This window comes from Chitinimonas violaceus (assembly GCF_052601015.1).
This window is the reverse complement of record NZ_JBQXDJ010000002.1, coordinates 121,799-145,750: the sequence shown is the minus strand read 5'-3', so window position 1 is coordinate 145,750 and position 23,952 is coordinate 121,799. Positions and strand designations below refer to the sequence as shown.

Below are 23,952 nucleotides of genomic sequence, written 5' to 3'. Positions count from 1 at the left end.
TACCGTCTGCTCGGCGTGGCTAGACCGAATGATGTCGTCTGTTGTGCCATCCCGTTCGAACGATGACGACTTCGATAGCGATGCCGATTGGGCCATTGCGGAACAGACCCCCGGTGGTGCGCGAGCCATTGTGTGGGCCAGCGCGGTAGCCGTGTTGATCTTATTGATTTGGGCAGGGCTGTCGCCAATTGATGAAGTGACGCGAGGCGAGGGTAAGGTAATCCCATCGCGCCAAGTGCAGATTCTGCAGAGTCTTGACGGTGGCATCGTGTCGGAAATCCTGGTGCGGGAAGGGCAGTCGGTAAAGGTGGGTGACCTGCTTTTGAAAGTCGATCCGACCCGTATGATGTCCTCCCTGCGTGAGAACCAGGTGCAGTACCTGGCGCTATTGGCCAAGGCAGCCCGCTTGCGAGCATTGGCTGATGGTAAGCCATTTGAAGCGCCCGCCGAGGTCCTGCAGGAAGCGCCCGACCTGGTTGAGCAGGAACGTGCTCTGTATGAGTCCCGTCGGGCGGAGCTGGAAGCCGGTGTAGGGGTTGCGCGCCAGCAGATGATGCAGCGCTCACAGGAACTCAACGCATTGCGCGCCAGGCGTGAGATGGCTGCGCATAGCTACGACCTGACAGCACGGGAATTGGAAATGACTCGTCCTTTGGTGAAAACGGGTGCGGTATCGGATGTAGAACTGTTGCGCCTGGAACGAGATGTTTCGCGTTACCGGGGTGAGCGTGACAGCGCCAATGCCGATATCCCACGCATCCAGGCGGCGATTAGCGAGGCGAGTCGCAAGATTCAGGAGGTCGAATTGACCTTCCGTAACCAGGCGCGTACCGAATTGAGCGAGACCAATGCCAAGCTCAGTACGTTGTCGGAAGGTAGTTTGGCCTTGGAAGACCGGGTCAAACAGACCGAGATACGCTCACCTGTTCGCGGCACCATCAAACAGTTGTTGGTGAACACCGTAGGTGGGGTGGTGCAGCCGGGTAAGAACGTGGTTGAGGTAGTGCCGACTGACGATGCGTTGATACTTGAGGCCCGTATCTTGCCCAAGGACATTGCTTTTCTTCGGCCGGGGCAACGGGCCCAGGTCAAATTCAGTGCGTATGACTTCTCCACCTATGGCGGGCTCAATGCGACCTTGGAGCATATCAGTGCCGATACGGTGACGGATGAGCGAGGCAATGCTTTTTTCCTTGTCCGTGTACGCACAGCCTCCAGCAGTTTGGGTTCGCAGAAGCTGCCCATCATCCCGGGCATGGTTGCAGAAGTCGACATTCTTACAGGTAAGAAAACCATCCTGTCCTATTTGTTGAAACCGATTCTGCGCGCCAAGGCTAACTCCTTGACTGAACGATGACCCAGACCTCCCTCTTTCTTGTCACTCACGATGTGGGCCTTGCCAACCATTGGCAGACTGCTTTGGCTGGTTATTCCATTACGCTGATACGTCAGTTCTCGGAACTTGTGACACACGAAATGCCAGCTGGCGCAGTGGTATGGGTGGATGCCGATTTGCCCGACCTGCCGGCGTGGAACGCCGAGGTATGGTCATGCTTGCGATTATCGGCACGTTTGATTTTGGCGAGTTCCAATCCGAGCCGCGAAGTGGCGATTGCTGCGCTGGGGCAGGGGGCAGCTGCCTACTGCCACGCCTACGCCAATGCCGAGACGTTACGGCAGGTTCTGGAAGTGGTATTGGGTGGAAATATCTGGATCGGTCGGGAATTGATGCAGCAGTTGCTAAGCACAGTGCAAAGTGTGGTGCCGAAAGCGTCACTTCAATCGCCCGACTGGATGAAGGGGCTGACAGAACGCGAACAGGAAGTGGCTCGGCTGGCTGCGAATGGAGCATCCAATCGGGAAATCGCCACACAATGCAATATTACAGAACGCACAGTGAAGGCTCATCTTGCGGCTACATTCACCAAGCTGGGCGTCAGCGACCGCTTGCAGTTGGCTTTACGGGTACATGGTATTCGTTGAGCCTTATAGCTAAGCTAGGGGGTGACGGTCGGGAATTGGGCTTGGAACTGCTCGGTAGTGTAAGGGCCCGTCATGCCGTTAACGCCCAGCTCGCGCAATACCTCCCACTCAGATCGTTGATGTACGGCTTCAGCAATCACTTGCAGACCGGCGCCTGCCGATATGCCGACTATGGCTTTCACCAACTGCTGGTTACCCGGGTGCCGAGCGATATCGCGTATGAAGCTGCCGTCTATTTTCAGGTAGTCCAGCGGTAAGTCATATAGGGCGGGGATGCGCCCAAACTGCCGGCCGAAATGTTCGATGCCCACCTTTGCACCTATTCGATGGACTGTCGTACACAGGCGGCTCAGCCGTGCATAGTCGCCTTGCAGGCTGTATTCATTGATCTCGAACCATAGTCGTCGGCTGGCTTCCCCTTGCTGCACCAGCAAGCGGTGCAGCTCTTCTAGGAAGCCGGAGTTGGCGATGGCAGTTGTTGATAGGTGGACTGCGATATCTGCGTCACTATGGACCAATAAGCGACAGGCGAGCTCTACTGCAATCAAGTCAAGTTTGATCAGATAACCCAGCCGCGCCGCCATCGGCATGAACTGGCCGGCGGTATGCAACGTGCCATCAGGTTTACGTAAGCGCAACAGCGCTTCCTGGTGAATCAGGTGGCCTGTACGGTTGAGTACAGGGTAGGTTGCCAGTTCGAAGGAATCGTTGGTGATGGCCCTATCCAACAGGGCTCGCCACTCATTGATGCTGGCGGACTCGTCTTCGCCCACCACGCCAAGCACCAAGGCATTGGTACCTTGGCTTTCCGCTACAGCCAGTGCTCGGTCTGCGCTGGATAGCAAACTGCCTTCCGAACTGCCATGTTGATAAAAACCGACGCCGATATGCGCAATACGGTGGCGTTTTGCCAAGCCTTCCATCGATAGATTTTCGAGCGCATGCAGGCATGCTTTGGCCAGTGCTTCTGATTCAGCTGGACTGGCGCCCGGCGAGAGAATGGCGAAATCTGCGCCATTCATGCGAGCCAGCAGTCCGTCGCTGACGTTGTTGGCGACGGTCCGCAAAGCCTGGCTGATACGTTGCAGGAAAGCGTCCGCTCCTGTTCTACCCAGAGCGCGGTTGATACCTGCCAGATCGTGTACACGTATCAGCAGCAATGCGCCTTGCGGCGCGACGGTTTCATCACCCAGTGTCTGGCGCAGACGACCTAGAAAGTTATCCCGGTTGGCAAGCCCTGTGAGCGCATCAAGGTTGGCGCGGGTGCGCAATTCATCAATGTGTGCCGCTTGTTCGTTGAAGATGGCTTTTACCCGGTTGACCATGGTGTTCATGCTGTTTACCACAACACGCAGTTCTTTGATGTCGGGTTCCTGGACCGTCATAAAACGGCGCTCGCCGATAGCCGTTGCTTGCGCGACCAATTCATTGAGCGGTTTGCGTACCCATCGAATCAGTATGCCGATGGCAATGCTGGATAACAGGCCGATCAGAAACATGACCGCCAGAAAGGTCAGTGCACCTTCCCACAGGGCTTGATAAGCAAAGCGGTCATGGGCGACGACAGTCACTTTGCCAGCCTGATGCCAACCTTCCGATACCATGCCGGTACCCTCTTCAACATGTAGTGGCATGAGGCGGATGAACCATGCCGGTACCATGTCGGCTTCTTCGTCATTACGTCGTTCGGTGACGAGTTGACCATTGGTATCCTCAAACCGCACAAGACGGAAGTGCCCGGAGTCGAACAACGCACTGATCATCAGGGTGGTGGTGGCGGCGTCCTTGTTTTGTTGAGACATCGATAAGGCGAGGGAGGTTGCGCCATCGTGGCTTTGCGCAAACAGCTGCTGCTCGAGATATTGGCGTGCAGTGGTGAGGTTGACCGCGAAACCGCCGATAAATGCGAGCAGCGTCGAAGTCAACACGACCAGCCACAATTGCCTAAGCAGTGACATGCCTATCATCTCCTGAATGCGGGACACGTTGCTAAGAACCTGTCTAAAGTCTGCTGCGCGTCAGCAATACGGTGTTGAAAACCCCATTGGAATGCTTATTTACCATAAGTAAACTCCGCTTCCTCGGCTGTTTTCGCCTTGTCTTGCCCTAGCTCGCGAGACTTTAGACAGGTTCTAGGGTTTCCTATTTTCAATGTCCTGCCTCTGCATCTCTAGCATTCGCCTGTACTTGGTTTGTTCACTATCGGTTATCTGCAAGGGATCGATACAGTCATTAGAAATGTACTTGAGTTTCAGTAGCTTGCGAATTGGGGATATGCCATCTGAAAGCCGTTTGACCCCTTCCAGAGGCAATCTATGGATTCTGTCCATGACTGTGCAGCTGTTCGTGGATTTGCTATTGGATGTCAAAGCCTTCCTCGTGCATGCGTAGTACCAATGTTTTCCAGCGTGATAGCCTATCGACCGGGGACTTGGGTTGCTTACCGCCAGCTACCCAGATGCCGTCGCCATTGAAACTGAAAATGGGTACCAGATCCGGCCGGTGGGATGCCGGGCGGATATCGCCAATCAAATTATCCAATACCAAGGGTTCCACATCAGGCCGGCTGTAATAGGCCAAAACCATATGCGCCTGGGTGACGGTACTGTCGGGGCCTCCGATCTTGGCTTTTACATAGGTGAGCCGCATTCGCGCAGGGGCGACATTCAATAACTGGAGCGTGAAGTATTTGGCGATGGTAAGGTCTTCACAGTCCCCTGCGCCCCGTCCGAGGGTTTCCAATGGTGTAGCCCAGTAGTCCACTTGATTCCAGACGCTTCTGTCCTCTTCAAAGTGAATCTGCCGGTTGAAGAAGTCGTTTACTCGCTTCAGTTTATCCAACTCTGGTAGTGGGGTAGGGGCAGTAATCAATTCGCGCCAAGCCTGGTATTTTTGTACTGAACCTACACCCCAGCGCTGGCTGAGTGTCGTGAACAAGCGGTCGAGATCGGGTGCGGAATATGCCAAGGACATGGCGGTCGCTGTGTAGAAAGCGACAGACCATGTAGCGGGATATTTCATCCAACCGCTTGTTATTGCTTTGAATGGTGAACGGCAAGGGGCATGCACGTAAGTCTTCGCACTGTCGGGCTAATGGTGTTTATCCACAACCCTGGCCAGAAATTTGTTAATTAGAAAATTCTTATTAATGTCTTTTTTTATTAAAATAGACCGCTATAATCCCCTCGCATCAAAAACCGCTTGAAGCTGGTTGCGAGCGGGTTCCAGCGGCGTTATGTGCAATAGCGCACGTTGTTGAGCACAGTTTTCATCCTCCCCATTTTTGTTACGAGCCTCAGCTTGCCGGCGGCAGCTAGTGGCAGGTTGCGGATGGGCTCCACAGGATGTGCGATCGACTGTGAACAGGTTCAAGGAAATATAGATAAAGCCGGCATTTGTGCACCTGGGCAAATACATCGGCGCTACCACTACGGTCGACCGCAAGGGAGTGTTGGTCTGGCTGCAACAGCATGGAGACTGGTTTGGAAATGAAAGTAAGGTTTGGTTATTTACCGTTGACCGTTTTGGCGCTGAGTGTCCCACAGGCACTGGCAGCTTCCCCGCAAACACTGAAAGCGGCTGTGGAGCAGGCGATTCTGCAGAATCCGGAAGTCCGCCTCCGTTACCATAATCTGCAAGCATCGTCCGAAGAACAAAGTGTTGCGAAGGGCAACTACCTTCCCCGTCTTGATCTACGGGCCGAAGCCAACAGAACGACTTCCGAAGCGCCAGGTGTTGCCTCGCATAGCTACCAAAACCCGAGTGCAAGCATCCAGCTTCGCCAGATGTTGTTTGATGGTTTTGCCACGCGGAATGAAGCTCGCCGCCTGGGTCATGCTAAGCAGGCGCGTTACTTCGAACTGCTTGCTACTAGCGATGAGGTAGGTCTTGAAGCAGCACGAGCGTATGTGGACGTCCTTCGATATCGTCGGATGGTCGAGCTGGCGAAGCAGAACTATACCGTCCACGCTGAAATTCATGCCTTGCTGAACAATAAGGTTCAAGCCGGCGTGGGACGTCGTGTTGACCTTGAACAGGCTGCCGGGCGTTTGGCATTGGCCGAGTCGAACTGGGTGACCGAGCAAAGCAATCTGTACGATGTCTCTGCACGTTATCAGCGCCTGGTGGGAGAGCTACCCGCTGCGAACCTGGCTGAGTTGCCTAGGTTTGACACTTCGCTTCCTCCCAGTGAAGGTTTCTTACGGGAGACTATCCGCCATAACCCCAGCTTCCTTTCTGCCGTCGCCGGTATTCGTGCAGGACGCGCTGACGTTGAGGTTCGGCGGGCGGGTAACTGGCCCACATTGGAATTCCAAGCCAGCCAGAATCTGGAACGTAACAAAGCTGGCGCCAGAGGTGAGTATCGCGACAGGGTGGTGGGCTTGGTGCTCAATTACAACCTCTTCCGGGGTGGGGCAGACAGTGCCCGTGTGCGCCAATACACCCAGCAATTGAATGCGGCTTATGACCTACGGGACAAGACATGCCGTGATGTGCGCCAGTCCGCCATGATTGCCTGGAATGATGTGCGCAAGATTCGCGATCAGCTCAGGTTGCTTGCTCAGCATGAATTGTCCACGGCAAAAGCGCGTGATGCTTATCGCCAGCAGTTCGATATCGGTCAGCGATCATTGCTGGACTTGCTGGATACAGAAAACGAGCTGTTCGATGCACGGCGTGCAGCCGCTTCAGCCGAGTTTGACCAGCAGCTGGCCACAATGCGTACATTGACGGTGGGTCATCGTCTTCTTGCGGCACTGGACTTACAACCTATGCAAGCACGTTTGGAAACGGAAGAGGGGGGTGTAGCGGAGGATGATGACCTGTTGACGTGTGACACTACCTTACCGCCTGTAGTGGAGCTGGACAAGCCAGCCCTGCAGGGGTTGCCACCGGTTCCGACACCTGTTGCTGCGATCAAGCCTCTGGCATCGACCGAGGCGCTGGGCAAGAAGCTGGAAACATTGACCTTAAGTGCCGCAACCTACTTCGACTTTGGTAAGACCGATTTGAAGAAGGGTGGCCGTAAAGCAATGGACGAATTGGCGGCCAAACTGCTTGCCCGTAATTTCGATTCTTCCAAGACACGCATAGTTATCGAGGGGCATTCCGACCGGCTTGGTAAACCTGTGAGGGCGATGCAGGTGTCTGAAGGGCGTGCTGCCGCTATTCGAGCGCAGTTGGTCGAACGTGGCTTGTCTGCCGATATGATCAGCGCAAAGGGTAGGGGTATGGCAGAGCCACTCACTACGCCTGCGCAATGTCAGCCGGTTATGAATGACCGCGCAAAGCTGATTGAGTGTTATGCAACGGACAGGCGTGTAGAGGTTGAGATTTACGCGGTTGCTGAGAAGTAAGCTGGCTTGAGGTGACGGGCATCCTGCTCTGTTGACGACGGCGATAGACAAAGGGCCGCGATGGCGGCCCTTGTCTTGTTTTTATGCCGTACCGTTGGCGCGTAGCAGGCATCAAATAAGTTCAGGGAACGGTTAGCGTGGTACTACCCGACTCGTACGGCCCTGGCTGATGACGCGCACTTTCTGACCAACCGCCAGTGGGACATCCGCCTCTTGGACGATGGAGATCACTTCGCCACTATCCATTTGCAGAACGATTTCCAAAGCGTCTTTACTGTTTGCCTGTTTACCGATGGCATTACCTGCTCCGCCACCGACAGCCGCGCCAATGGTACCGCTGACAATGGACCCTTTTCCTTTCCCAATATTGCCGCCTGCAGCGACACCGCCAATGACAGCCCCCATGATTTTGCCAAGGTCGCTATCCGATTGGATTTTGACTGGCCGTACTGATTCGATTACTCCGGTGCGGACACGCGACTCGCTCATGGCTTCGGACGGGGTGTAGACATTGGCGGACCGATCGCTTGCGCAGCCGCTTAGCAGCGCTATCAAACCCATGCCTACTGCTGATAGGAGACGAAAATGAGGTTTCAATAACATGGAAGATCGCCTTTATATTTAGTAATGGACCCGCAGTGATTATCTGCGTAGGCGTTCCAGAAGGAAACGGTTGTAGTGCACATGCTTTCCGCATAGCTGACTGCGACGGTAGAATGTGCAAGAACAAAGCAGCAACCGAGATTGCAAGGTTGTTGCAACAAGCAGGCGGGATAGCCTGTGCCAAGGGAGCTGCATGAAATTTCTGTTGAGTAATGATGACGGTTACTTTGCACCGGGTTTGGCTGCGTTAGCTGACATGATGCAAGGGCTCGGAGAGGTCAGCGTTGTGGCGCCTGAGCGCGATCGCAGCGGGGCTTCCAATTCTCTTACGCTGGATAGGCCGCTTAGTTTGAAGTGTGCGCCTAGCGGATTTCACTATGTAAATGGTACCCCGACCGATTGCGTCCATTTGGCGGTAACCGGGATGATGACTGATCGACCTGATTGGGTATTTTCCGGTATCAACCACGGTGCCAATATGGGGGACGATACAATTTACTCAGGCACAGTGGCGGCAGCGACCGAAGGTTATTTATTGGGTATTCCGGCTGTTGCTATTTCCCTGGCTAAACGTACAGAAGGACACTTCGATACGGCGGCGCTGGTAGCGAGGGATCTGGTGGACCGAATCAGTCGCGATCCGATTCGCGGCGCGGTACTGCTGAATGTGAATGTACCCGACATACCTTACGCCGAATTAAAAGGCTGGCGTGTTACCCGATTGGGCCGGCGACATAAAGCTGAGCCGGTGATTAAGTCGCAAAACCCACGTGGCGAAGCGATCTACTGGGTTGGCTCGGTAGGTGAGGCGCAGGATGCGGCTGAGGATACTGATTTTTGGGCGGTTGCCAATGGTTATGTCTCGGTTACGCCTTTGCAGATTGACCTGACAGCATTCAAGCAACTCGAATTCCTTTCTTCCTGGTTTGCAGCGTGAAACACGATTTTTCTGGCATTGGCATGACATCGGCCCGTACGCGAGGCCGTCTGGTGGAGCGTTTGCGCCAACAAGGTATTCGCAGCGAAGAAGTACTGGCGGTGATGGGTAATACGCCCAGACACATTTTTGTCGATGAAGCATTGTCGCATCGCGCCTATGACGATGTGGCTTTGCCAATTGGCCTGGGCCAGACAATCTCGCAACCCTATATTGTGGCGCGGATGGTGGAGCTGGCGCTGGGTGGTGTAAAGCGTGACAAGGTTTTGGAGGTTGGCGGCGGCTGCGGTTACCAGACTGTGGTTCTTGCACAACTCTTCAAGACGGTGTATTCAGTCGAGCGTATTGCCCAGTTGATGGACCGCGCCAGGGTTCGCCTGCGTGAGTTACGCATCAATAATGCCCGGCTTAGACATGGGGATGGCTTTATCGGTATTGCTGAAGCTGCGCCATTTGATGCGATCATCATGGCGGCTGCACCAGCTTATGTGCCAGATGCGTTGCTGGCGCAGTTGGCTGTGGGGGGGCGTATGGTCTTTCCCATAGGAACTATCGATCAGGAATTGCGAATAATCGAACGTACTGAAGATGGTTTTGTCGATACAAAGCTGGAGAAAGTCAGATTTGTGCCGATGTTACCGGGACTTGCTTAGCTTCAATAAAACTGTCATTGTGATCCGGTGACCTGCCGTATCACTCGCTACATGTAATACCGCTTCAAGGGAGTAACGAGTTGAACGTTTGTCGAACCGCCGGTTTTTTTCTTGTGTTGCTGCTGGCCGCCTGCGCAACTGAACCGGTTCGTCCAGTACCCGTAGTTGATCGAACCAAGCCGCAAGGTTCCGAGGCAAGCAAGATCCCTGCGGTTGGTGCTGTGCCGCGCGCCACGGGTGGAATAGAAGGAAAAAGCTGGGTGGTTAAGCCCGGCGATACGCTTTATAGCATTGCGCTGGAAAATGGCCTCGATTACAAAGAGATTGCGGCTTGGAATCAGCTGGCGGATGTTAATTTGATTAAGGTCGATCAGGTTTTACGGCTGACGGAGCCTGGTGAAGAGTCTTCGCAGGGAAATGCCGGTGTTGTGGTCAAGCCGCTAAAGCCTGATGCGGATACAGCAGCGTCGTCGATTAAGTCGACTAATGCTTCCCCTGTGGTACCGGGTGCGGTGGCTACAGTGAGTTACCCCAAGTCGTTAAAGCTTTCGTATAACAGCGATGGTCCGACGGTTGCCCGTCAAGCAGAGGGACCATTGCAAGCCGTAACCAAGCCAGTTGAGCCTGCCAAGGTTACGGAAAATGGTAAATCGACTGACGTTAAATCAGTGGAAGCCAAGCCTCAAGAGGTCAAGGTTGTCGCCGATAAGGTGGCGACTTCCGGAGAAGAAGAGTTGGCTTGGGTCTGGCCTACGTCAGGCAAAGTGATTACCCCCTTTTCCGAATCCGTCAAGGGTTTGGATATCGGTGGGAAGCTGGGCCAGCCTGTTTTGGCTGCCAGTGCCGGTCGGGTGGTCTACGCGGGTAGTGGCCTGCGTAGCTACGGCAAACTTGTCATTATCAAGCACAACAAAACCTATTTGTCAGCGTACGCGCACAACAATCAGTTGTTGGTCAAGGAGGGGGATAATGTGAAAAAAGGAGACAAGATTGCCGAAATGGGAAACAGCGATGCGGAGCAAGTCAAGTTGCACTTTGAGATCCGGCGCTTTGGTAAGCCGGTTGATCCATCGAAATACCTGACAACGGGCTGATCATGAACCACGCCATTGATACCGTAGACGAAGAGTTGCTCGACGAAGACCTTCTTGACGATGCGGAACAAAGCGAGGAGGTAGATGACGATGTTGAAGTGGAAGGTGTACCGACGGAAGAGAAGGAGCGTTACGCTGCTGAGTCGACAGGTGATGTTACCCAGATCTATTTGAATGATATCGGCCAGAATCCGCTGCTTACGCCGGATGAGGAGCGTCGTCTGGCCAGATTGGTGGTGCAGGGTGATTTTGATGCCAGGCAGAAGATGATCGAACATAATCTTCGCTTGGTCGTAAATATCGCGAAGCATTACATCAACCGGGGTATGGCCCTGCTTGATCTGATCGAAGAAGGCAATATCGGCCTGATGCATGCGCTGGAAAAATTCGATCCAGAGCGTGGTTTCCGTTTCTCTACTTATGCAACTTGGTGGATTCGTCAGAGCATCGAACGCGCCATCATGAATCAGTCTCGCACCATTCGGCTACCGGTGCATGTGATCAAAGAACTAAACGTCTATTTGCGTGCACAACGTCATCTGGAAGCACAGATGGGGCGGGAACCGACTTTGGACGAAGTGGCGTATCAAGTGGATAAGCCGGTGGAAGAGGTGCGCCGGGTAATGAGCTTGAACGAGCGCATGGCGTCCCTGGATGCGCCGTTGGATATTGACCCTATGCTTTCCATTGGGGAGTCGATTCCCGATGAACAGCAGGAAGGGCCTGAGATGATCCTGCAGAATGCGGAAATCCAGCGCTATGTGCGAGATTGGCTCAAGCAGTTAAATGATAAGCAGCGTATGGTGATTGAGCGACGCTACGGGTTGAATGGTTACGATATTTGCACGCTAGAAGATTTGGCTGCGCATTTGCAGTTGACGCGCGAGAGAGTGCGACAGATTCAGATTGAAGCGTTGGAAAGTTTGCGAAGGTTGTTGCGTCGCCAAGGAGTTTCACGCGACGTGTTGTTAGGGTAGGTGTCAGAATATTGAAAAGCCGCATTTATGCGGCTTTTTTAATTTTATTTGCATGTCTGTAGGTATTGAGGCAGTGAGTGGTTCAATGCGCAATCTTATCTATAGGCGCTTATGGGCGGCCTGCCCGGACGAAACCCAATGAAGCGGTTAGTCTCGTTTATGTGATGGGTGGCGGCCAGTATCCCGTTGATTGCCTTCAGTAGGCGCATTTCACCGTTATGAATGCCGGTGGCGTAGATTTCAGCTGTAACCAGTGTGTCTGCCATTTCGTACTCTGCCCGTGGGAACGAGCGGGTTATATTGTCCCGTGCTGATGATGTTGTGTTTGCTACAGCAATGGCAGCGTGTGGTCCATATGCAGATATGTTTTCTATTTGCAACGGGGCATGAAATCCGGCCTTGTGGATAAGCAGTTGTTGTGTGGCAATAAAGTAACCCAAGCTGAATTGGATGTTCCTTTCCCGTTCTTCTGCGGTGTCAAAGCCCATTACTGCTTGGTTAGCCACTTCGTCTGATGATGGGCGTAAGTAGTCGGTTTCAGCTCGCGTCGCTGTTTCTATTTCCTCGGATTCAAGGTGGGTAAGTTTAATAGCGCTGTAGGTGGGTGTGTCGGGTTCGGTATCAGGTAGGCAGAGGCGGTGCCTGCTATCAAGCGAGGTGGTGTCGGTTCTAGCCAGAGCATACGTATTGCTCGCATGCTCTGCTGCTGCGGGTGTGATGAGGAAAAGCATTGTCAGCATGTAGCGGAACTTCATTTCTTTCGTCTCCAACTCCGATATGCGCTTTGTCATTAGCTTCCAGTTGACCGGTTTGTAGCGCGCGCTGTACTTGGCTGATCAGAGTCAACCAGCTCTGGCTATGTGCTCGCGCAGCTAAGTAGCTTTGGTCTTAACGGATATCTATATTAGCAAATTAACATATAACGGTGTTTATATTGTTTTGGATGTGAAGTGACTCCAGTCAGCTCTTTTGTCCCGAACGCTGTACTTGCTAGAATCAAGGGTTTGCACCATTTCCTATTTACGGAGTCGTTTGATGCTTACCGTCTACAACACGCTGGCCCGCGAAAAGCAGGTCTTCACCCCCATCGAACCCGGTAGGGTACGCATGTATGTATGCGGTATGACGGTGTATGACCTTTGCCATATTGGCCACGCGCGTATGCTGACGGCGTTCGATGTTGTCGTGCGCTGGTTGCATGCATCGGGGTATGAGGTGAACTATGTACGTAACATCACCGACATCGACGACAAGATCATCAAGCGGGCGTCAGAAGCGGGTATTGCGCCTGAGGCACTGACGGATAGGACCATTGCTCAGATGCATGAGGATCTCGCCAAGTTGCTGTTACTGCCGCCAACACATGAGCCGCGGGCAACTCAGCATGTGGAAGGTATGATTCATATCGTCGAAGGATTGATTGCCAAGGGACGTGCATACCCCGCAGAGAATGGCGATGTTTACTATGCAGTCAGAGAGTTTCCCGGCTATGGCAAGCTATCGGGTAAGTCGATTGATGATTTACGCGCAGGTGAGCGGGTAGATGTTGACCCATATAAGCGTGATCCCCTCGACTTTGTGCTGTGGAAGGCGGCAAAACCTGGTGAGCCGCAGTGGGACTCGCCTTGGGGTAAGGGAAGGCCTGGCTGGCACATAGAATGCTCGGCGATGTCCGAACATCATTTGGGCGCCCATTTTGATATTCATGGCGGCGGGGAAGATCTGCAGTTTCCTCACCATGAGAATGAAATTGCCCAAAGTGAGGGATGCCATGACCACGCTTATTCGAATTACTGGCTTCACAATGGCTTTGTGCGTCTTCAGGGCGAGAAGATGTCAAAATCATTGGGAAACTTTTTCACCATCCGTGATGTATTGAAGCATTTTGACGGTGAGGTGGTACGTTTCTTCTTGGCGCGGGCGCATTACCGTAGCCCCGTGAACTATTCTGAGGAGCTGATGCGGGACGCCAAAGCTGGATTGGATCGTCTCTATACCGCTTTGAAGCTTTGCCCGCCTGTGGACCGTGCGCCGATCAACTGGGATAGCAGCTACGGACAGCGTTTCAAGGCGGCGATGGATGATGACTTTGGTACGCCCGAAGCGGTGGCCGTCCTGTATGAGTTGGCTGCCGAAGTAAATCGCAGTAATGATGCACATTTGGCCGCACAACTAAAAGGCCTGGGCGGCATCCTGGGCTTGTTGCAACGTGATCCGGAAGCCTATTTGCAAAGTGGCCCTGTAGGGGTAGATGAAATGTCGGCTGAAGCGGTCGAAGCATTGATTCTTGCCCGTAGTGAAGCACGTAAAGCTAAAAATTTCGCTGAGTCGGATCGGATTCGGGATGTACTGCTAAAAGGCGGTATTGTGTTGGAAGACAGTGCACAAGGCAGTAGTTGGCGTCGGCAATAACTAGGTTGTAGTGCCATCCTCGGCCCGTTGGATCGAGGATGGGTTTTCGGTCGGTGGCCGTTCAAACTTGTTAGGTGTGGTATGCGTCCTGTTCCTGTAATTGCTATTGATGGTCCTTCTGCTTCTGGCAAAGGCACTGTTGCGGCTCGTGTCGCTGCCGCTCTAGGATGGCACTATCTAGATTCCGGTGCGCTCTACCGGCTGACTGCCTTGGCAGCGATCCAGCATGGGGTGCCACTTGATGACGAATCAGCAATTGCGGCGATAGCTGCCAGCCTGGATGTGGCTTTTCTGGAAGGGATGATATTGCTGGAAGGAGATGATGCCACTGAGCTGATTCGTGCAGAAGTTATCGGTGAGGGGGCATCAAAAGTAGCGGTATTGCCAACAGTACGTACGGCTTTGCTGCAGCGCCAGCGGGACTTTGCCCGTGAGCCAGGCTTGGTGGCGGATGGTCGGGATATGGGTTCTGTTGTCTTCCCTGGTGCCCAGCTGAAGATTTTCTTGACGGCTAGTGCTGAAGAACGCGCGAATAGACGCTATAAGCAGTTGATTGCTAAAGGAGAAGAGACTACAATCTCGCAGATTTTGCTGGACATTGAGCAACGTGATGCGCGCGATCGCACTCGACCTATAGCTCCCCTTCAGCAAACTGCAGATGCGCTGCTGCTTGATACAACAGAAATGAGTGTCGAAAAAGCAGTACAAGTAGTGCTTGATGGTTGGCGAGAGGCCTCTCTCGGCTAAATCGGGCAAACCGTCATGTCGATGCCAGATCGGTATGACGGAGGTACCTAGTCCTTGCGCAATGTAAGGCGGGTTTTTTTAACTTTTGACCCCACAGGCTGTATACGTGGGCTATCTGGATAATCTGAAATGACTACCGCTGTTTCTTCCATGGAAAGTTTTGCCGCCCTCTTCGAGGAAAGCCTCGCGCGTCAGGAAATGCGCGCTGGTGAAGTAATCACTGCTGAGGTTGTCGCGGTCGAAGACAAGGTTGTGATCGTTAATGCCGGCTTGAAGTCCGAGTCGTTGATTGACATCAATGAATTCAAGAACGACCAAGGCATGATCGATGTAAAGGTTGGCGATTTCGTGCAAGTTGCCATCGAAAACGTTGAAAACGGCTTTGGCGAAACCAAACTGTCGCGCGACAAGGCCAAGCGTTTGGCTGCATGGATCGACCTGGAAGAAGCCCTGGAGCAGGGCATCATCAAGACCGGTTTGATTTCCGGCAAGGTCAAGGGCGGTCTGACCGTCATGATCAATGGCATTCGCGCATTCTTGCCTGGTTCCTTGGTCGATATTCGTCCTATCAAGGACACCACGCCGTTCGAAGGCAAGGACATCGAATTCAAGGTTATAAAGCTTGATCGTAAGCGTAACAACGTGGTTGTTTCACGTCGCGCCGTGCTGGAAGAAACCATGGGTGAAGAGCGCGAGAAGCTGCTGTCCACCTTGTCCGAAGGCGCTACTGTCAAGGGTATCGTCAAGAACATCACCGATTACGGCGCGTTCGTGGACTTGGGTGGTATCGATGGCTTGCTGCATATCACCGACTTGGCATGGCGTCGTGTGAAGCATCCATCTGAAGTGTTGACGGTTGGTGACGAAGTGACTGCCAAGGTGCTGAAGTTCGATCAAGAGAAGAACCGCGTTTCCCTGGGCCTCAAGCAGCTCGGCGAAGATCCGTGGGTGGGTCTGGGTCGTCGTTACCCACAAAACACCCGTCTGTTCGGTAAGGTCACCAACATTACCGACTACGGCGCGTTTGTTGAGATCGAACAAGGTATCGAGGGCTTGGTCCACGTCTCTGAAATGGATTGGACCAACAAGAACATCCATCCGACCAAGGTCGTCCAGCTGGGTGATGAAGTCGAAGTGATGATCTTGGAAATCGACGAAGACCGTCGTCGTATCTCCCTTGGTATGAAGCAGTGTATGTCCAATCCTTGGGACGATTTCCAGGCCACCTACAAGAAGGGTGACAAGATCAAGGGCGCAATCAAGTCGATTACTGACTTCGGTGTGTTCATTGGCTTGCCTGGTGGTATCGACGGTCTGGTGCACTTGTCCGACCTCTCCTGGAACCAAACTGGCGAAGAAGCCGTTCGCAACTACAAGAAGGGCGATGAAGTTGAGGCCCTGGTGTTGTCGATTGACGTCGAGCGCGAGCGCATTTCCATGGGCATCAAGCAAATGGAAGGTGATCCTTTCAACAACTTCGTGTCGACCTACGATAAGGGTGCTGTTGTTAAGGGTACCGTCAAGTCGATGGACGCCAAAGGTGCGATCGTTGCGCTGAGCGAAGAAGTTGAAGGCTATCTGCGCGCTACCGAAGTTTCGCGTGATCGCGTTGAAAACATCGCCAGTGTTCTGAAGGAAGGCGATGAGGTTGAAGCGATGATCATCAACGTTGATCGTAAGAACCGTTCGATCAACTTGTCGATCAAGGCCAAGGATTCGTCCGAAGAGTCTAGTGCTATGACCAAACTGTCCAGCGAAGCTGTGGGTAATGCTGGCACCACCAGCCTGGGCGCGCTGCTGAAGGCTAAGCTCTCGGGCAACCAAGAGTAAGCCGCGATGTCGTCCGGTAGCCCCATGACCAAGTCCGAGCTGATCGCCAAGCTTGCGGAGCGTTATCCGCAGCTTGTGGCGAAGGACGCCGAGTTGGCCGTGAAGACGATCCTGGATGCGATGGCTGTTAGTCTTTCCAGCGGCCAGCGTATCGAAATTCGGGGTTTCGGCAGCTTTGACTTGAATTACCGCCCGCCAAGGGTGGGGCGTAATCCGAAGTCCGGGACGAAAGTCGCGGTGCCGGAAAAATACGTGCCCCACTTCAAGGCTGGTAAAGAGTTAAGAGAACGTGTGGATGGCCAGGAGTAAACCGGGTTAGCCCTCGTTTTTCGGTAGTACAGAACGCGGCATCTTTATGGTGTCGCGTTTTTCTTTGTGTAGGGTCCCTGTTTAATGGTGGCTATTACACAGTTTTGCCGCCTATGGTGCCTCTCGCTCGGTTAAAATGGCGTCCTTGCCCGCCTAAGGAGCTGCCAGTGCGTTACCTAGCTTTGTTGGTCAGGATAGTTCTCTTTCTGTTGTTATTTGCTTTTGCACTCAACAATGCGGACCAGGTTTCGCTGCATGGCTTGTTTGGCAGTGAATTGCGCCTTCCACTGATTGTCTTGATCCTGCTTTGTTTTGCGCTCGGGGTATTGGTTGGGGTAGGAAGTATGTTGCTGTCACAGCGGCGTTTACGTCGGCAGTTGCAGGAAAACCAGAAAAAACTACATGCCAAGCCAGCCGCACAGAGCGAGGCTGAGCCGGTGGTGCCGCTTGATGCTGTGCTTTGATCAAATAAGGATAGTTACGTGGAATTTGAAGCCTGGTGGCTTATTTTGTTTCCGCTCTGTTTTGGCCTTGGATGGCTGGCAGCGCGGGTTGATATCCGTCATTTGCTTGCCAACTCCAAGTTATTGCCAAGGCAATATTTCGAGGGGTTGAATCATCTATTGAGCGAGCGCACCGACAAGGCTGTTGAAGTCTTCGTTGATCTTGCCCGCAATCATAGTGAAACCATTGAGCTTCAGTTTGCGCTAGGGCATCTCTTTCGCAAGAAAGGGGAGATCGAGCGCGCTATCCGCATGCACCAAAAGCTCTTGAGTAGGCCGGAGCTGAAGCAGTATGAAAAGCAATCTGCTCAGTATGAGTTGGCGCTCGACTTTATGAAGGCAGGGTTGTTTGACCGTGCAGAAGAGCTATTCGGTCAGCTGGATGACACAGAGTTTGCCCGCGCAGCGCGCCGGCATTTGTTGGATATCTACCAGCAGGAAAAGGAATGGACCAAGGCGATAGAAACTGCGCAGCAGCTGCGTGATACCAGCCACACCTATCAGCATGAAATCGCGGAGTTCTATTGTGAACTGGCTACTGGCGCAATGACGCGTTCGCAGCCGCAAGAGGCGCGACAATATTTGCAGCAGGCACTGGCCGAGCATCGTAAGTGTGTCAGGGCGAACCTCTTGCTCGGTGAGTTGGCCGCTAGTAATGGAGAGTTGGATGCAGCCATTGAAGCCTGGTTGAAGATCGAGTCGCAGGATCATCGCTTTCTCCCATTTGCGGCGAGGAAATTACTCGATGCTTATGACAAGCTTGGTAGGTCGGATGAAGGAACGGCCCTATTGAAGGGCTTCCTCTCCACCTATCCCGAGCTGGATATGCTCGACATCGTAGTAGAGCGGATTGCAGCGACCGAGTCGGATTCAGCTGCTTATGAGTGGCTACGTGAGGAGTTGCGTCGTAACCCCACGATGACTGGGTTGTTGAAATTGCAGGATGCCCAGACCAAGGCGGCTGCGCCTGAGCGTCGTGCTGAGTTGGAAACCATGCAGCGTCTAACGCAGGAGGCGACCCGTGGTTTGAGCATGTACCACTGTGCATCGTGCGGCTTCAAAGCTCGGCAGTATTTTTGGCGGTGCCCGGCGTGTAACGACTGGGAGAGTTTTCTGCCGGCGCGTGGCCAGACTAAAGCCTGATAGCGGATGCTGCCCTGGCTTGATCGGGGCAAGTAGCACTTAAGACCTTGTTTACAATCTGTCACGAGCAGCTACCAGCAGGGCGCAGAGTAGTGCATGAGGCCTGATCACCGTTGCGCAATAAGATCGTAAACAGATTCTAACAAGTCTTGATTGTCCTTCATACCCAATTTCGAAAGAGCAGTTAGCATGTCGAACGACCCCAAGATTCTGGTTGCGCTTGATTACCACGAAGTGGCACCTGCATTGGCTTTTGCCGACAAAGTCAGTCCTGCGTTTTGCCGTCTTAAAGTGGGGAAGGAACTCTTTACGGCAGCAGGTCCACAACTGGTTGAGCAGCTTGTAGGACGTGGTTTTGATGTTTTCCTCGATCTGAAATTCCACGATATTCCCAATACAGTGGCGCAAGCAGTCCGGTCCGCAGCCCGTTTGGGTGTGTGGATGGTCAATGTGCATGCTTCGGGTGGGCGTGCCATGATGCTGGCCGCAAGAGATGCTATCGATAATGAGGCTCACAAGCCGTTGTTGATCGCAGTGACGGTGTTGACCAGCATGGATGCCAAGGAATTGGCTGAACTCGGTTTGCCGGAACCCGCAGTGCAGGTGTCTTTGTTAGCTCGGTTGGCAAAAGACTGCCGTATGGATGGGGTGGTCTGTTCTGCACAAGAGGCGACGATTCTGAAGCAGCTGTGTGGTCCTGACTTCAAGCTGGTTACGCCGGGTATCCGGCCTGCGGGTAGTACTGCAGGCGACCAAAGCCGTATCATGACACCCGAAGCAGCCACGGCTGCTGGGGCGGACTATTTGGTAATTGGTCGCCCGATAACGCAGAGCGATGATCCTATCGGGACGTTGAAGGCAATCAATGCCAGTTTGGCCTCTTAGAACCTGTTCATGATCTTACTGCGCAGCCGTGATCAGGGCTTATGTGCTGCTCGAAATCCTTATGTACCTATGCACATTCCGGTTTCTGCGCTGCACCCTGCTGACAGCTGCTCGCGACAGATATTGAACAAGTTCCTAGATAGTTCAAGTTAACTAATAAGATGGCTCGGGTACGGTTCCGAGCCTTTGTTTAATCAATACCCAATTGCCCGGTCGCACAGGGGCTGGCAAGGCAGAACAACAATGAAATACGAAGATCTTCGTCAGAAACTCGCACAATCTCGTGTACTGATCGTGGGCGATGTGATGCTCGACCGTTATTGGTTTGGCGACGTGGAGCGTATCTCTCCCGAAGCACCTGTGCCTGTGGCGAAGATCAGCAGGGTGGAAGAGCGTGCCGGTGGTGCTGCAAACGTGGCACGTAATATCGCTGCGATTGGTGGGCAGGCAACGCTTCTTTCAGTAGTCGGGGATGATGAGGCCGGAACGGCTTTGCAGAGCTTGTTACGCCAACACAATGTGGCTACCAGTCTTTATCGTGACGCAAGTATCACCACCACGGTTAAGTTGCGCGTCATTGCACGTCAACAACAGCTTATCCGGCTTGATTTCGAGTACAGCCCCAGCCATGAGGTATTGTCCGCCAAGTTGGATGAGTATCGGACCGCATTGGCAACGCATGATGTCGTGGTGTTGTCTGATTACGGTAAAGGTGGATTGACGCATGTAACCAGCATGATCGAGGCAGCGCGTAAGGCCGGCAAACCTGTACTGGTCGACCCGAAGGGTGAGGATTATGGACGTTACGCAGGTGCCACCTTGCTTACGCCGAACCGTGCTGAACTACGTCAAGTAACCGGTCGGTGGGCAGACGATGCTGAATTGAGCCGCAAAGCCCAGCAGTTACGCACAGAGTTGAATTTGGATGCCTTGCTGGTGACGCGCTCGGAAGAGGGAATGAGTTTGTTCGACGCTACGGGTGTGACCAACCAGCCTACGTTGGCTAGGGAAGTGTTTGACGTCTCAGGTGCTGGTGATACGGTGATTGCCACACTGGCTGCCATGCTGGCTGCAGGTGAAAATCTGGCTCAGGCTATGCGCTGGTCAAATAAGGCTGCAGGGCTGGTGGTGGGTAAGTTGGGGACTGCTGTGGCGACCAGTGAAGAACTGTTTTCAGACTAAATAGCCAGTTCGTAATCTTACTTGTGTAGCCGTGATCAGGGCTCATGTACTGCTGAAGGCTCCCGAGAGGGGGACGCCGAACTTTAGGTTACTTTGTAGCAAGAAGTGCTGCGCTTCCCTTTGTTGATGGCTGCGTTACAGTTCGTGAACAGGTCCTAATCGTGGCTAACAGAACTTCCTCCGACATTATTATGCAAACTTGCCGTACTCACGTACTGTCTGCATTTACACATTTAGCCAGAGCCGCTTCGCTAGATTTTGTTGGCTCCTGAAACCCCCTGCACAAATCCTGTCCTAGCTAGTTCTTCTACTTATAGGTATTGGTGCCAACGGAGGTAGGAATATATTCAATATATTATTGCTGAGCACCTTTCTTTTCCTCTGTTTATATCCATGTGACTAGCATCACCTTAGCTCGATGTTAAATTTTGGATGAATATCTAACTAAATAATTAAAGTGGTATACCCCATTTGAGGGATGCTGAAATCGGTATCGCCTTCTACAATGCGCCAGCTTTGCAGATACCACTGGTCTGGCCCGGCTGGTGGACTTTAATGTCTTGCGTTGGTGCATACTACGCAGGTGATCAATTTGTTCTGTATTCTTCTGATTGCGTCAAATCTGCTGGTTTTCGTATATTGGACAGCGCAGTTTTTCTCTGGAAGTTTATTATTCGATATGTAGTTAACCGGCGCGCTTATTCGATTAAGGGCGCCGGATTATCAATGTGCCTGCAAGGATGTGGAGATGGATCGCAATGATTTATTAACCGCAACCCGTGTCGAATTCCTGAATGCTTTTTCCAAAGCATTTGAGGAACTCGTGCCGCAGAGCATAGAGCGCATGTTTTATCGCGCCGATCATTCGGCCTCCTCACGTGACCAACGCCATTTGCTGGATGCGCGTGCTGTCTTGCAGAACCGCGGCGATGAAGTGATACGCAGCGCCAACAGCTGTATGGAACAGTTGCTCAATCGTAGTTTCCGTACCGCATACAGTACCTTCCGCCCCCATTTCCCTGCAGGCCCTGGGGCTACTGGCGCACTTAGCCTTGTAGATGCCTCCGCTTTTGAAGGGGAGCTGAAGGTAGACGACATCACTATGCGTTATCGCAATGCGGCAGATGAACAACTGCGTGATTTGAATATCCGGGTCGCGATCCTATTCGAGCAGGACGATATCAAGGAGCGTGAAAACCCTTTTCGTCCCTATCTATTCTCGAAGTGCGTGATCAATATGGTCGAACAGCTTGGCATTACCCAGGAGTTGAGCGATACCCTGATTGAGCAGTTTCGCGATGACTTGACGGAAAAGGTCGTTGCAATCTATGCCCGGCTAAATGCATTACTTGCCGAACATGGGATTGCCGCGCAGCTGCGCATGACGATAAAAAAGGAAGCCTCACCGCATGCAACTGGGGCTTTTCAGATGAGGGACCTGGCTGGACACGCCAATGTGGCGGACATGGCGGATGAGGATGTCGTGCATGCTGCCAATACTGCCCAGCCGGATCGATATCCCGCACATTCTCATAACAATGTCCCCCCCCAAAGCTTCGTGCCGCAGCATTCGGTGTCAGTTATCAATACGGCAGCAGCAAGAGGGGCAAGCAGAGCTGGCCAGCTGATTGATTGGTTGCGCCAAAGCACTGCAGGCGCTGAAGGGGATGGAGATGCCTCGGCGATTATGCAGCGGGGTGAGCACAGTTCACCGTCCCTGCCTGATGGGGATAACGCTGCTCCTGTAGGGGAACATGGCCTCGGTGCTTGGCTGTCCGGGTTCGAAGCCGTTGGCACGACACTACGGCAATTCTTTTCGGCTACTTCCACAGTACGCGCTACGCCGGTTACCAGCTTACTGGCGCGTTCGGTACAGCACCTGCAAGAAAGCAGCCACGGCATAGCGGATGTTCGTGCTGCTGATGGTAGTTTGCGCAATCTTATTTTGGAGCAACGCCGCGAACTGGGTGAAAAGACGAGCGAGGTGAATGAAGACATGACCATCGATATCGTGGCCATGTTGTTTGAATTCATCCTGCGGGATGTGCACGTGCCCGCAGAAGTGCGTGCTCAGTTGGGGCGGTTGCAGTTCCTGGTACTGAAGTTGGCATTACAGGACCCGGCCTTGTTGAATCAGAAGCACCATCCGGCACGCATGCTGGTTAACCGCATCGGTTCCATTTCTTTGGGTTTACAGCAGTCCGGCACGCATGGAGAACGTTTCATCGCCGAGATTCAACGTATTATTGAACGGCTGCTTGCCGAGCCGGATATCCAGCCTGAGTTTTTCTCGCAGATGCTGGATGAGTTCGATGCCTTTATCGCACATGAATTGCGGGCGATGGATGAGCAGGTGGAGAGGGCTGTCCGGGTCATGGAGAGTGCGGAGAGCAATACCTTGCGCTTTGCACGTACAACCGCGGCGATTGCTGAGGCGCTGTCAGGTTTGATCCTCGACCCATATTTGCATGACTTTTTACTGAATATCTGGGCACAGGCGATCGAGCGGGTAGACCGGCAGGATGCCGCAAAAGCAAAACGCTACCGTGAGTTGGTGCCAGACCTGATATGGAGTATTGCGCCCAAGGTAAGCAAAGAGGAACGAAGTCAGTTTCTGGCGCATATCCCTGTGCTGCTCGGTCTATTGAAGGAAGGATTGGCACTGACCGCCTGGACACCAGAGCAACAGCAGGAACTACTGACCTGGTTGATTGATTCCCACACCCATGCGCTACGCGCCAGTTCTGTGGCATTTACTGTTCCTTCGCTTGCCGATATGCGTGCCCGCTTCCGGGATTTTATCGGTGGGCAGGAGGTGGTTGAGCCCAGTAAGCCTAGCCAACCCCATGGCTTGAACCGGCATATGTTGAACGAAGCCATCTACGAGATTGAAGCCGAGTTGAATCTGATTGACCGGGTCTTGGCGGTAGGCGACAGCCCAGCGATTGAAGAGCCCCCCTTGTTTGTGGAGGACGAAGCGGATAGGGGGAAATGGGAAAGTTCGGAAACTGCGACCAAACAGGTGCTGGCCCAACTGCGTAGCGGGGTGGCAATTGAAATCAATCTTAATGGCAAGCCCAGCAGGGCGCATTTGAATTGGATCAGTCCCTCGGCTTCCAGTCTGGTACTCAGCGTTGACGGTGACAATAAGCCCTCGGCATTGAGCGTGCGGCTATTTCAACGCCTGCTGGAAAACGGTCGCGCCCATTTTCTGGAAGCAGAACCGCTGTTCGAACGGGCCGTGCAGTCGTTACTTAATTCCGCCGATAGACTGGATCGTCTGGATCCGGAGACTGCAGTCAAACTGGGTATGGCGGCTTAGTCAATTCGCTACTCG

20 protein-coding genes are annotated in these 23,952 nt (G+C 53.2%); 16 read left to right on the top strand and 4 right to left on the bottom strand.

Features of this window, described 5'->3' with window-relative positions:
• The first annotated feature begins 28 nt into the window (after nucleotides 1-28).
• Both ACUHMQ_RS01700 and ACUHMQ_RS01695 read left to right on the top strand, forming a co-directional pair.
• Nucleotides 29-1,357, top strand: coding sequence for an HlyD family type I secretion periplasmic adaptor subunit (locus ACUHMQ_RS01700; RefSeq protein ID WP_445293707.1), 1,329 nt, complete (start codon nucleotides 29-31; stop codon nucleotides 1,355-1,357).
• Complete coding sequence (locus ACUHMQ_RS01695; protein WP_445293706.1) at nucleotides 1,354-1,983, top strand: helix-turn-helix transcriptional regulator; 630 nt, start codon at nucleotides 1,354-1,356, stop codon at nucleotides 1,981-1,983. The genes ACUHMQ_RS01700 and ACUHMQ_RS01695 overlap by 4 nt, the downstream gene beginning before the upstream one ends.
• A 14-nt stretch (nucleotides 1,984-1,997) precedes the next feature.
• On the opposite strand, the gene ACUHMQ_RS01690 is transcribed toward ACUHMQ_RS01695, so the two are convergent.
• A complete protein-coding gene (locus ACUHMQ_RS01690; RefSeq protein ID WP_445293705.1) occupies nucleotides 1,998-3,941 on the bottom strand; it encodes a bifunctional diguanylate cyclase/phosphodiesterase in 1,944 nt (647 codons plus the stop codon).
• A 397-nt stretch (nucleotides 3,942-4,338) separates the two neighbouring features.
• Nucleotides 4,339-5,004 (bottom strand): transglutaminase-like cysteine peptidase, encoded by a 666-nt coding sequence (locus tag ACUHMQ_RS01685; protein WP_445293704.1) that lies wholly within the window; start codon nucleotides 5,002-5,004, stop codon nucleotides 4,339-4,341.
• A gap of 467 nt (nucleotides 5,005-5,471) precedes the next feature.
• On the opposite strand from ACUHMQ_RS01685, the gene ACUHMQ_RS01680 reads away from it, so the two are divergent.
• Nucleotides 5,472-7,340 carry a TolC family outer membrane protein gene (locus tag ACUHMQ_RS01680; protein ID WP_445293703.1) on the top strand — a complete coding sequence of 623 codons (1,869 nt, stop codon included), beginning with the start codon at nucleotides 5,472-5,474 and terminating at the stop codon, nucleotides 7,338-7,340.
• A gap of 132 nt (nucleotides 7,341-7,472) precedes the next feature.
• On the opposite strand, the gene ACUHMQ_RS01675 is transcribed toward ACUHMQ_RS01680, so the two are convergent.
• Entirely contained in the window at nucleotides 7,473-7,943 is a 471-nt protein-coding gene (locus tag ACUHMQ_RS01675; RefSeq protein ID WP_445293702.1) for an outer membrane lipoprotein, read from the bottom strand.
• A 193-nt stretch (nucleotides 7,944-8,136) separates the two neighbouring features.
• On the opposite strand from ACUHMQ_RS01675, the gene surE reads away from it, so the two are divergent.
• The 4 genes from surE (at nucleotide 8,137) to rpoS (ending at nucleotide 11,604) form a co-directional block, all read left to right on the top strand.
• Nucleotides 8,137-8,880, top strand: a complete 744-nt coding sequence (gene surE, locus ACUHMQ_RS01670; protein ID WP_445293701.1) for a 5'/3'-nucleotidase SurE — start codon at nucleotides 8,137-8,139, stop codon at nucleotides 8,878-8,880.
• Nucleotides 8,877-9,533, top strand: a complete 657-nt coding sequence (locus ACUHMQ_RS01665; RefSeq protein WP_445293700.1) for a protein-L-isoaspartate(D-aspartate) O-methyltransferase — start codon at nucleotides 8,877-8,879, stop codon at nucleotides 9,531-9,533. Before surE ends, ACUHMQ_RS01665 begins: the two co-directional genes overlap by 4 nt.
• Nucleotides 9,534-9,613: 80 nt before the next feature.
• Nucleotides 9,614-10,627 carry a peptidoglycan DD-metalloendopeptidase family protein gene (locus ACUHMQ_RS01660; RefSeq protein ID WP_445293699.1) on the top strand — a complete coding sequence of 338 codons (1,014 nt, stop codon included), beginning with the start codon at nucleotides 9,614-9,616 and terminating at the stop codon, nucleotides 10,625-10,627.
• Nucleotides 10,628-10,629: 2 nt separating this feature from the next.
• A complete protein-coding gene (gene rpoS / locus ACUHMQ_RS01655) occupies nucleotides 10,630-11,604 on the top strand; it encodes an RNA polymerase sigma factor RpoS (protein ID WP_445293698.1) in 975 nt (324 codons plus the stop codon).
• A gap of 95 nt (nucleotides 11,605-11,699) precedes the next feature.
• On the opposite strand, the gene ACUHMQ_RS01650 is transcribed toward rpoS, so the two are convergent.
• The gene (locus ACUHMQ_RS01650) at nucleotides 11,700-12,374 is read right to left on the bottom strand and encodes a type 2 periplasmic-binding domain-containing protein (protein ID WP_445293697.1); all 675 of its coding nucleotides are present in this window, start codon (nucleotides 12,372-12,374) and stop codon (nucleotides 11,700-11,702) included.
• A 265-nt stretch (nucleotides 12,375-12,639) separates the two neighbouring features.
• Here ACUHMQ_RS01650 and cysS point away from each other — a divergent pair, with 265 nt between their 5' ends.
• From cysS to ACUHMQ_RS01605, 9 genes are all read left to right on the top strand, one after another.
• Nucleotides 12,640-14,016 carry a cysteine--tRNA ligase gene (cysS, locus tag ACUHMQ_RS01645; RefSeq protein WP_445293696.1) on the top strand — a complete coding sequence of 459 codons (1,377 nt, stop codon included), beginning with the start codon at nucleotides 12,640-12,642 and terminating at the stop codon, nucleotides 14,014-14,016.
• An 81-nt stretch (nucleotides 14,017-14,097) separates the two neighbouring features.
• Nucleotides 14,098-14,763 (top strand): (d)CMP kinase, encoded by a 666-nt coding sequence (gene cmk / locus ACUHMQ_RS01640; protein WP_445293695.1) that lies wholly within the window; start codon nucleotides 14,098-14,100, stop codon nucleotides 14,761-14,763.
• Nucleotides 14,764-14,913: 150 nt separating this feature from the next.
• Nucleotides 14,914-16,593, top strand: coding sequence for a 30S ribosomal protein S1 (rpsA, locus tag ACUHMQ_RS01635; RefSeq protein ID WP_445293717.1), 1,680 nt, complete (start codon nucleotides 14,914-14,916; stop codon nucleotides 16,591-16,593).
• Nucleotides 16,594-16,617: 24 nt separating this feature from the next.
• Nucleotides 16,618-16,902: an integration host factor subunit beta gene (locus ACUHMQ_RS01630; RefSeq protein ID WP_445293716.1), complete on the top strand. Its 285-nt coding sequence runs from the start codon at nucleotides 16,618-16,620 to the stop codon at nucleotides 16,900-16,902.
• Between the two features lie 167 nt (nucleotides 16,903-17,069).
• The gene (locus ACUHMQ_RS01625; RefSeq protein WP_445293694.1) at nucleotides 17,070-17,366 is read left to right on the top strand and encodes a lipopolysaccharide assembly protein LapA domain-containing protein; all 297 of its coding nucleotides are present in this window, start codon (nucleotides 17,070-17,072) and stop codon (nucleotides 17,364-17,366) included.
• A gap of 18 nt (nucleotides 17,367-17,384) precedes the next feature.
• Entirely contained in the window at nucleotides 17,385-18,548 is a 1,164-nt protein-coding gene (lapB, locus tag ACUHMQ_RS01620) for a lipopolysaccharide assembly protein LapB (RefSeq protein WP_445293693.1), read from the top strand.
• Nucleotides 18,549-18,737: 189 nt separating this feature from the next.
• On the top strand, nucleotides 18,738-19,433 hold the full coding sequence (pyrF, locus tag ACUHMQ_RS01615) for an orotidine-5'-phosphate decarboxylase (protein ID WP_445293692.1): 696 nt from the start codon (nucleotides 18,738-18,740) through the stop codon (nucleotides 19,431-19,433).
• A 243-nt stretch (nucleotides 19,434-19,676) separates the two neighbouring features.
• Nucleotides 19,677-20,615, top strand: a complete 939-nt coding sequence (rfaE1, locus tag ACUHMQ_RS01610; protein ID WP_445293691.1) for a D-glycero-beta-D-manno-heptose-7-phosphate kinase — start codon at nucleotides 19,677-19,679, stop codon at nucleotides 20,613-20,615.
• Between the two features lie 748 nt (nucleotides 20,616-21,363).
• Nucleotides 21,364-23,937: a DUF1631 family protein gene (locus tag ACUHMQ_RS01605; protein WP_445293690.1), complete on the top strand. Its 2,574-nt coding sequence runs from the start codon at nucleotides 21,364-21,366 to the stop codon at nucleotides 23,935-23,937.
• Nucleotides 23,938-23,952 lie beyond the last annotated feature (15 nt).

Excerpts from the sequence above, each read along its gene's own strand:
- ACUHMQ_RS01700 (WP_445293707.1), top strand. The coding sequence starts at position 29 with ATGATGTCGTCTGTTGTGCCATCCCGTTCGAACGATGACGACTTCGAT.
- ACUHMQ_RS01695 (WP_445293706.1), top strand. The coding sequence starts at position 1,354 with ATGACCCAGACCTCCCTCTTTCTTGTCACTCACGATGTGGGCCTTGCC.
- ACUHMQ_RS01690 (WP_445293705.1), bottom strand. The coding sequence starts at position 3,941 with ATGTCACTGCTTAGGCAATTGTGGCTGGTCGTGTTGACTTCGACGCTG.
- ACUHMQ_RS01685 (WP_445293704.1), bottom strand. The coding sequence starts at position 5,004 with ATGAAATATCCCGCTACATGGTCTGTCGCTTTCTACACAGCGACCGCC.
- ACUHMQ_RS01680 (WP_445293703.1), top strand. The coding sequence starts at position 5,472 with ATGAAAGTAAGGTTTGGTTATTTACCGTTGACCGTTTTGGCGCTGAGT.
- ACUHMQ_RS01675 (WP_445293702.1), bottom strand. The coding sequence starts at position 7,943 with ATGTTATTGAAACCTCATTTTCGTCTCCTATCAGCAGTAGGCATGGGT.
- surE (WP_445293701.1), top strand. The coding sequence starts at position 8,137 with ATGAAATTTCTGTTGAGTAATGATGACGGTTACTTTGCACCGGGTTTG.
- rpoS (WP_445293698.1), top strand. The coding sequence starts at position 10,630 with ATGAACCACGCCATTGATACCGTAGACGAAGAGTTGCTCGACGAAGAC.
- cysS (WP_445293696.1), top strand. The coding sequence starts at position 12,640 with ATGCTTACCGTCTACAACACGCTGGCCCGCGAAAAGCAGGTCTTCACC.
- cmk (WP_445293695.1), top strand. The coding sequence starts at position 14,098 with ATGCGTCCTGTTCCTGTAATTGCTATTGATGGTCCTTCTGCTTCTGGC.
- rpsA (WP_445293717.1), top strand. The coding sequence starts at position 14,914 with ATGGAAAGTTTTGCCGCCCTCTTCGAGGAAAGCCTCGCGCGTCAGGAA.
- ACUHMQ_RS01630 (WP_445293716.1), top strand. The coding sequence starts at position 16,618 with ATGACCAAGTCCGAGCTGATCGCCAAGCTTGCGGAGCGTTATCCGCAG.
- pyrF (WP_445293692.1), top strand. The coding sequence starts at position 18,738 with ATGTCGAACGACCCCAAGATTCTGGTTGCGCTTGATTACCACGAAGTG.
- rfaE1 (WP_445293691.1), top strand. The coding sequence starts at position 19,677 with ATGAAATACGAAGATCTTCGTCAGAAACTCGCACAATCTCGTGTACTG.
- ACUHMQ_RS01605 (WP_445293690.1), top strand. The coding sequence starts at position 21,364 with ATGGATCGCAATGATTTATTAACCGCAACCCGTGTCGAATTCCTGAAT.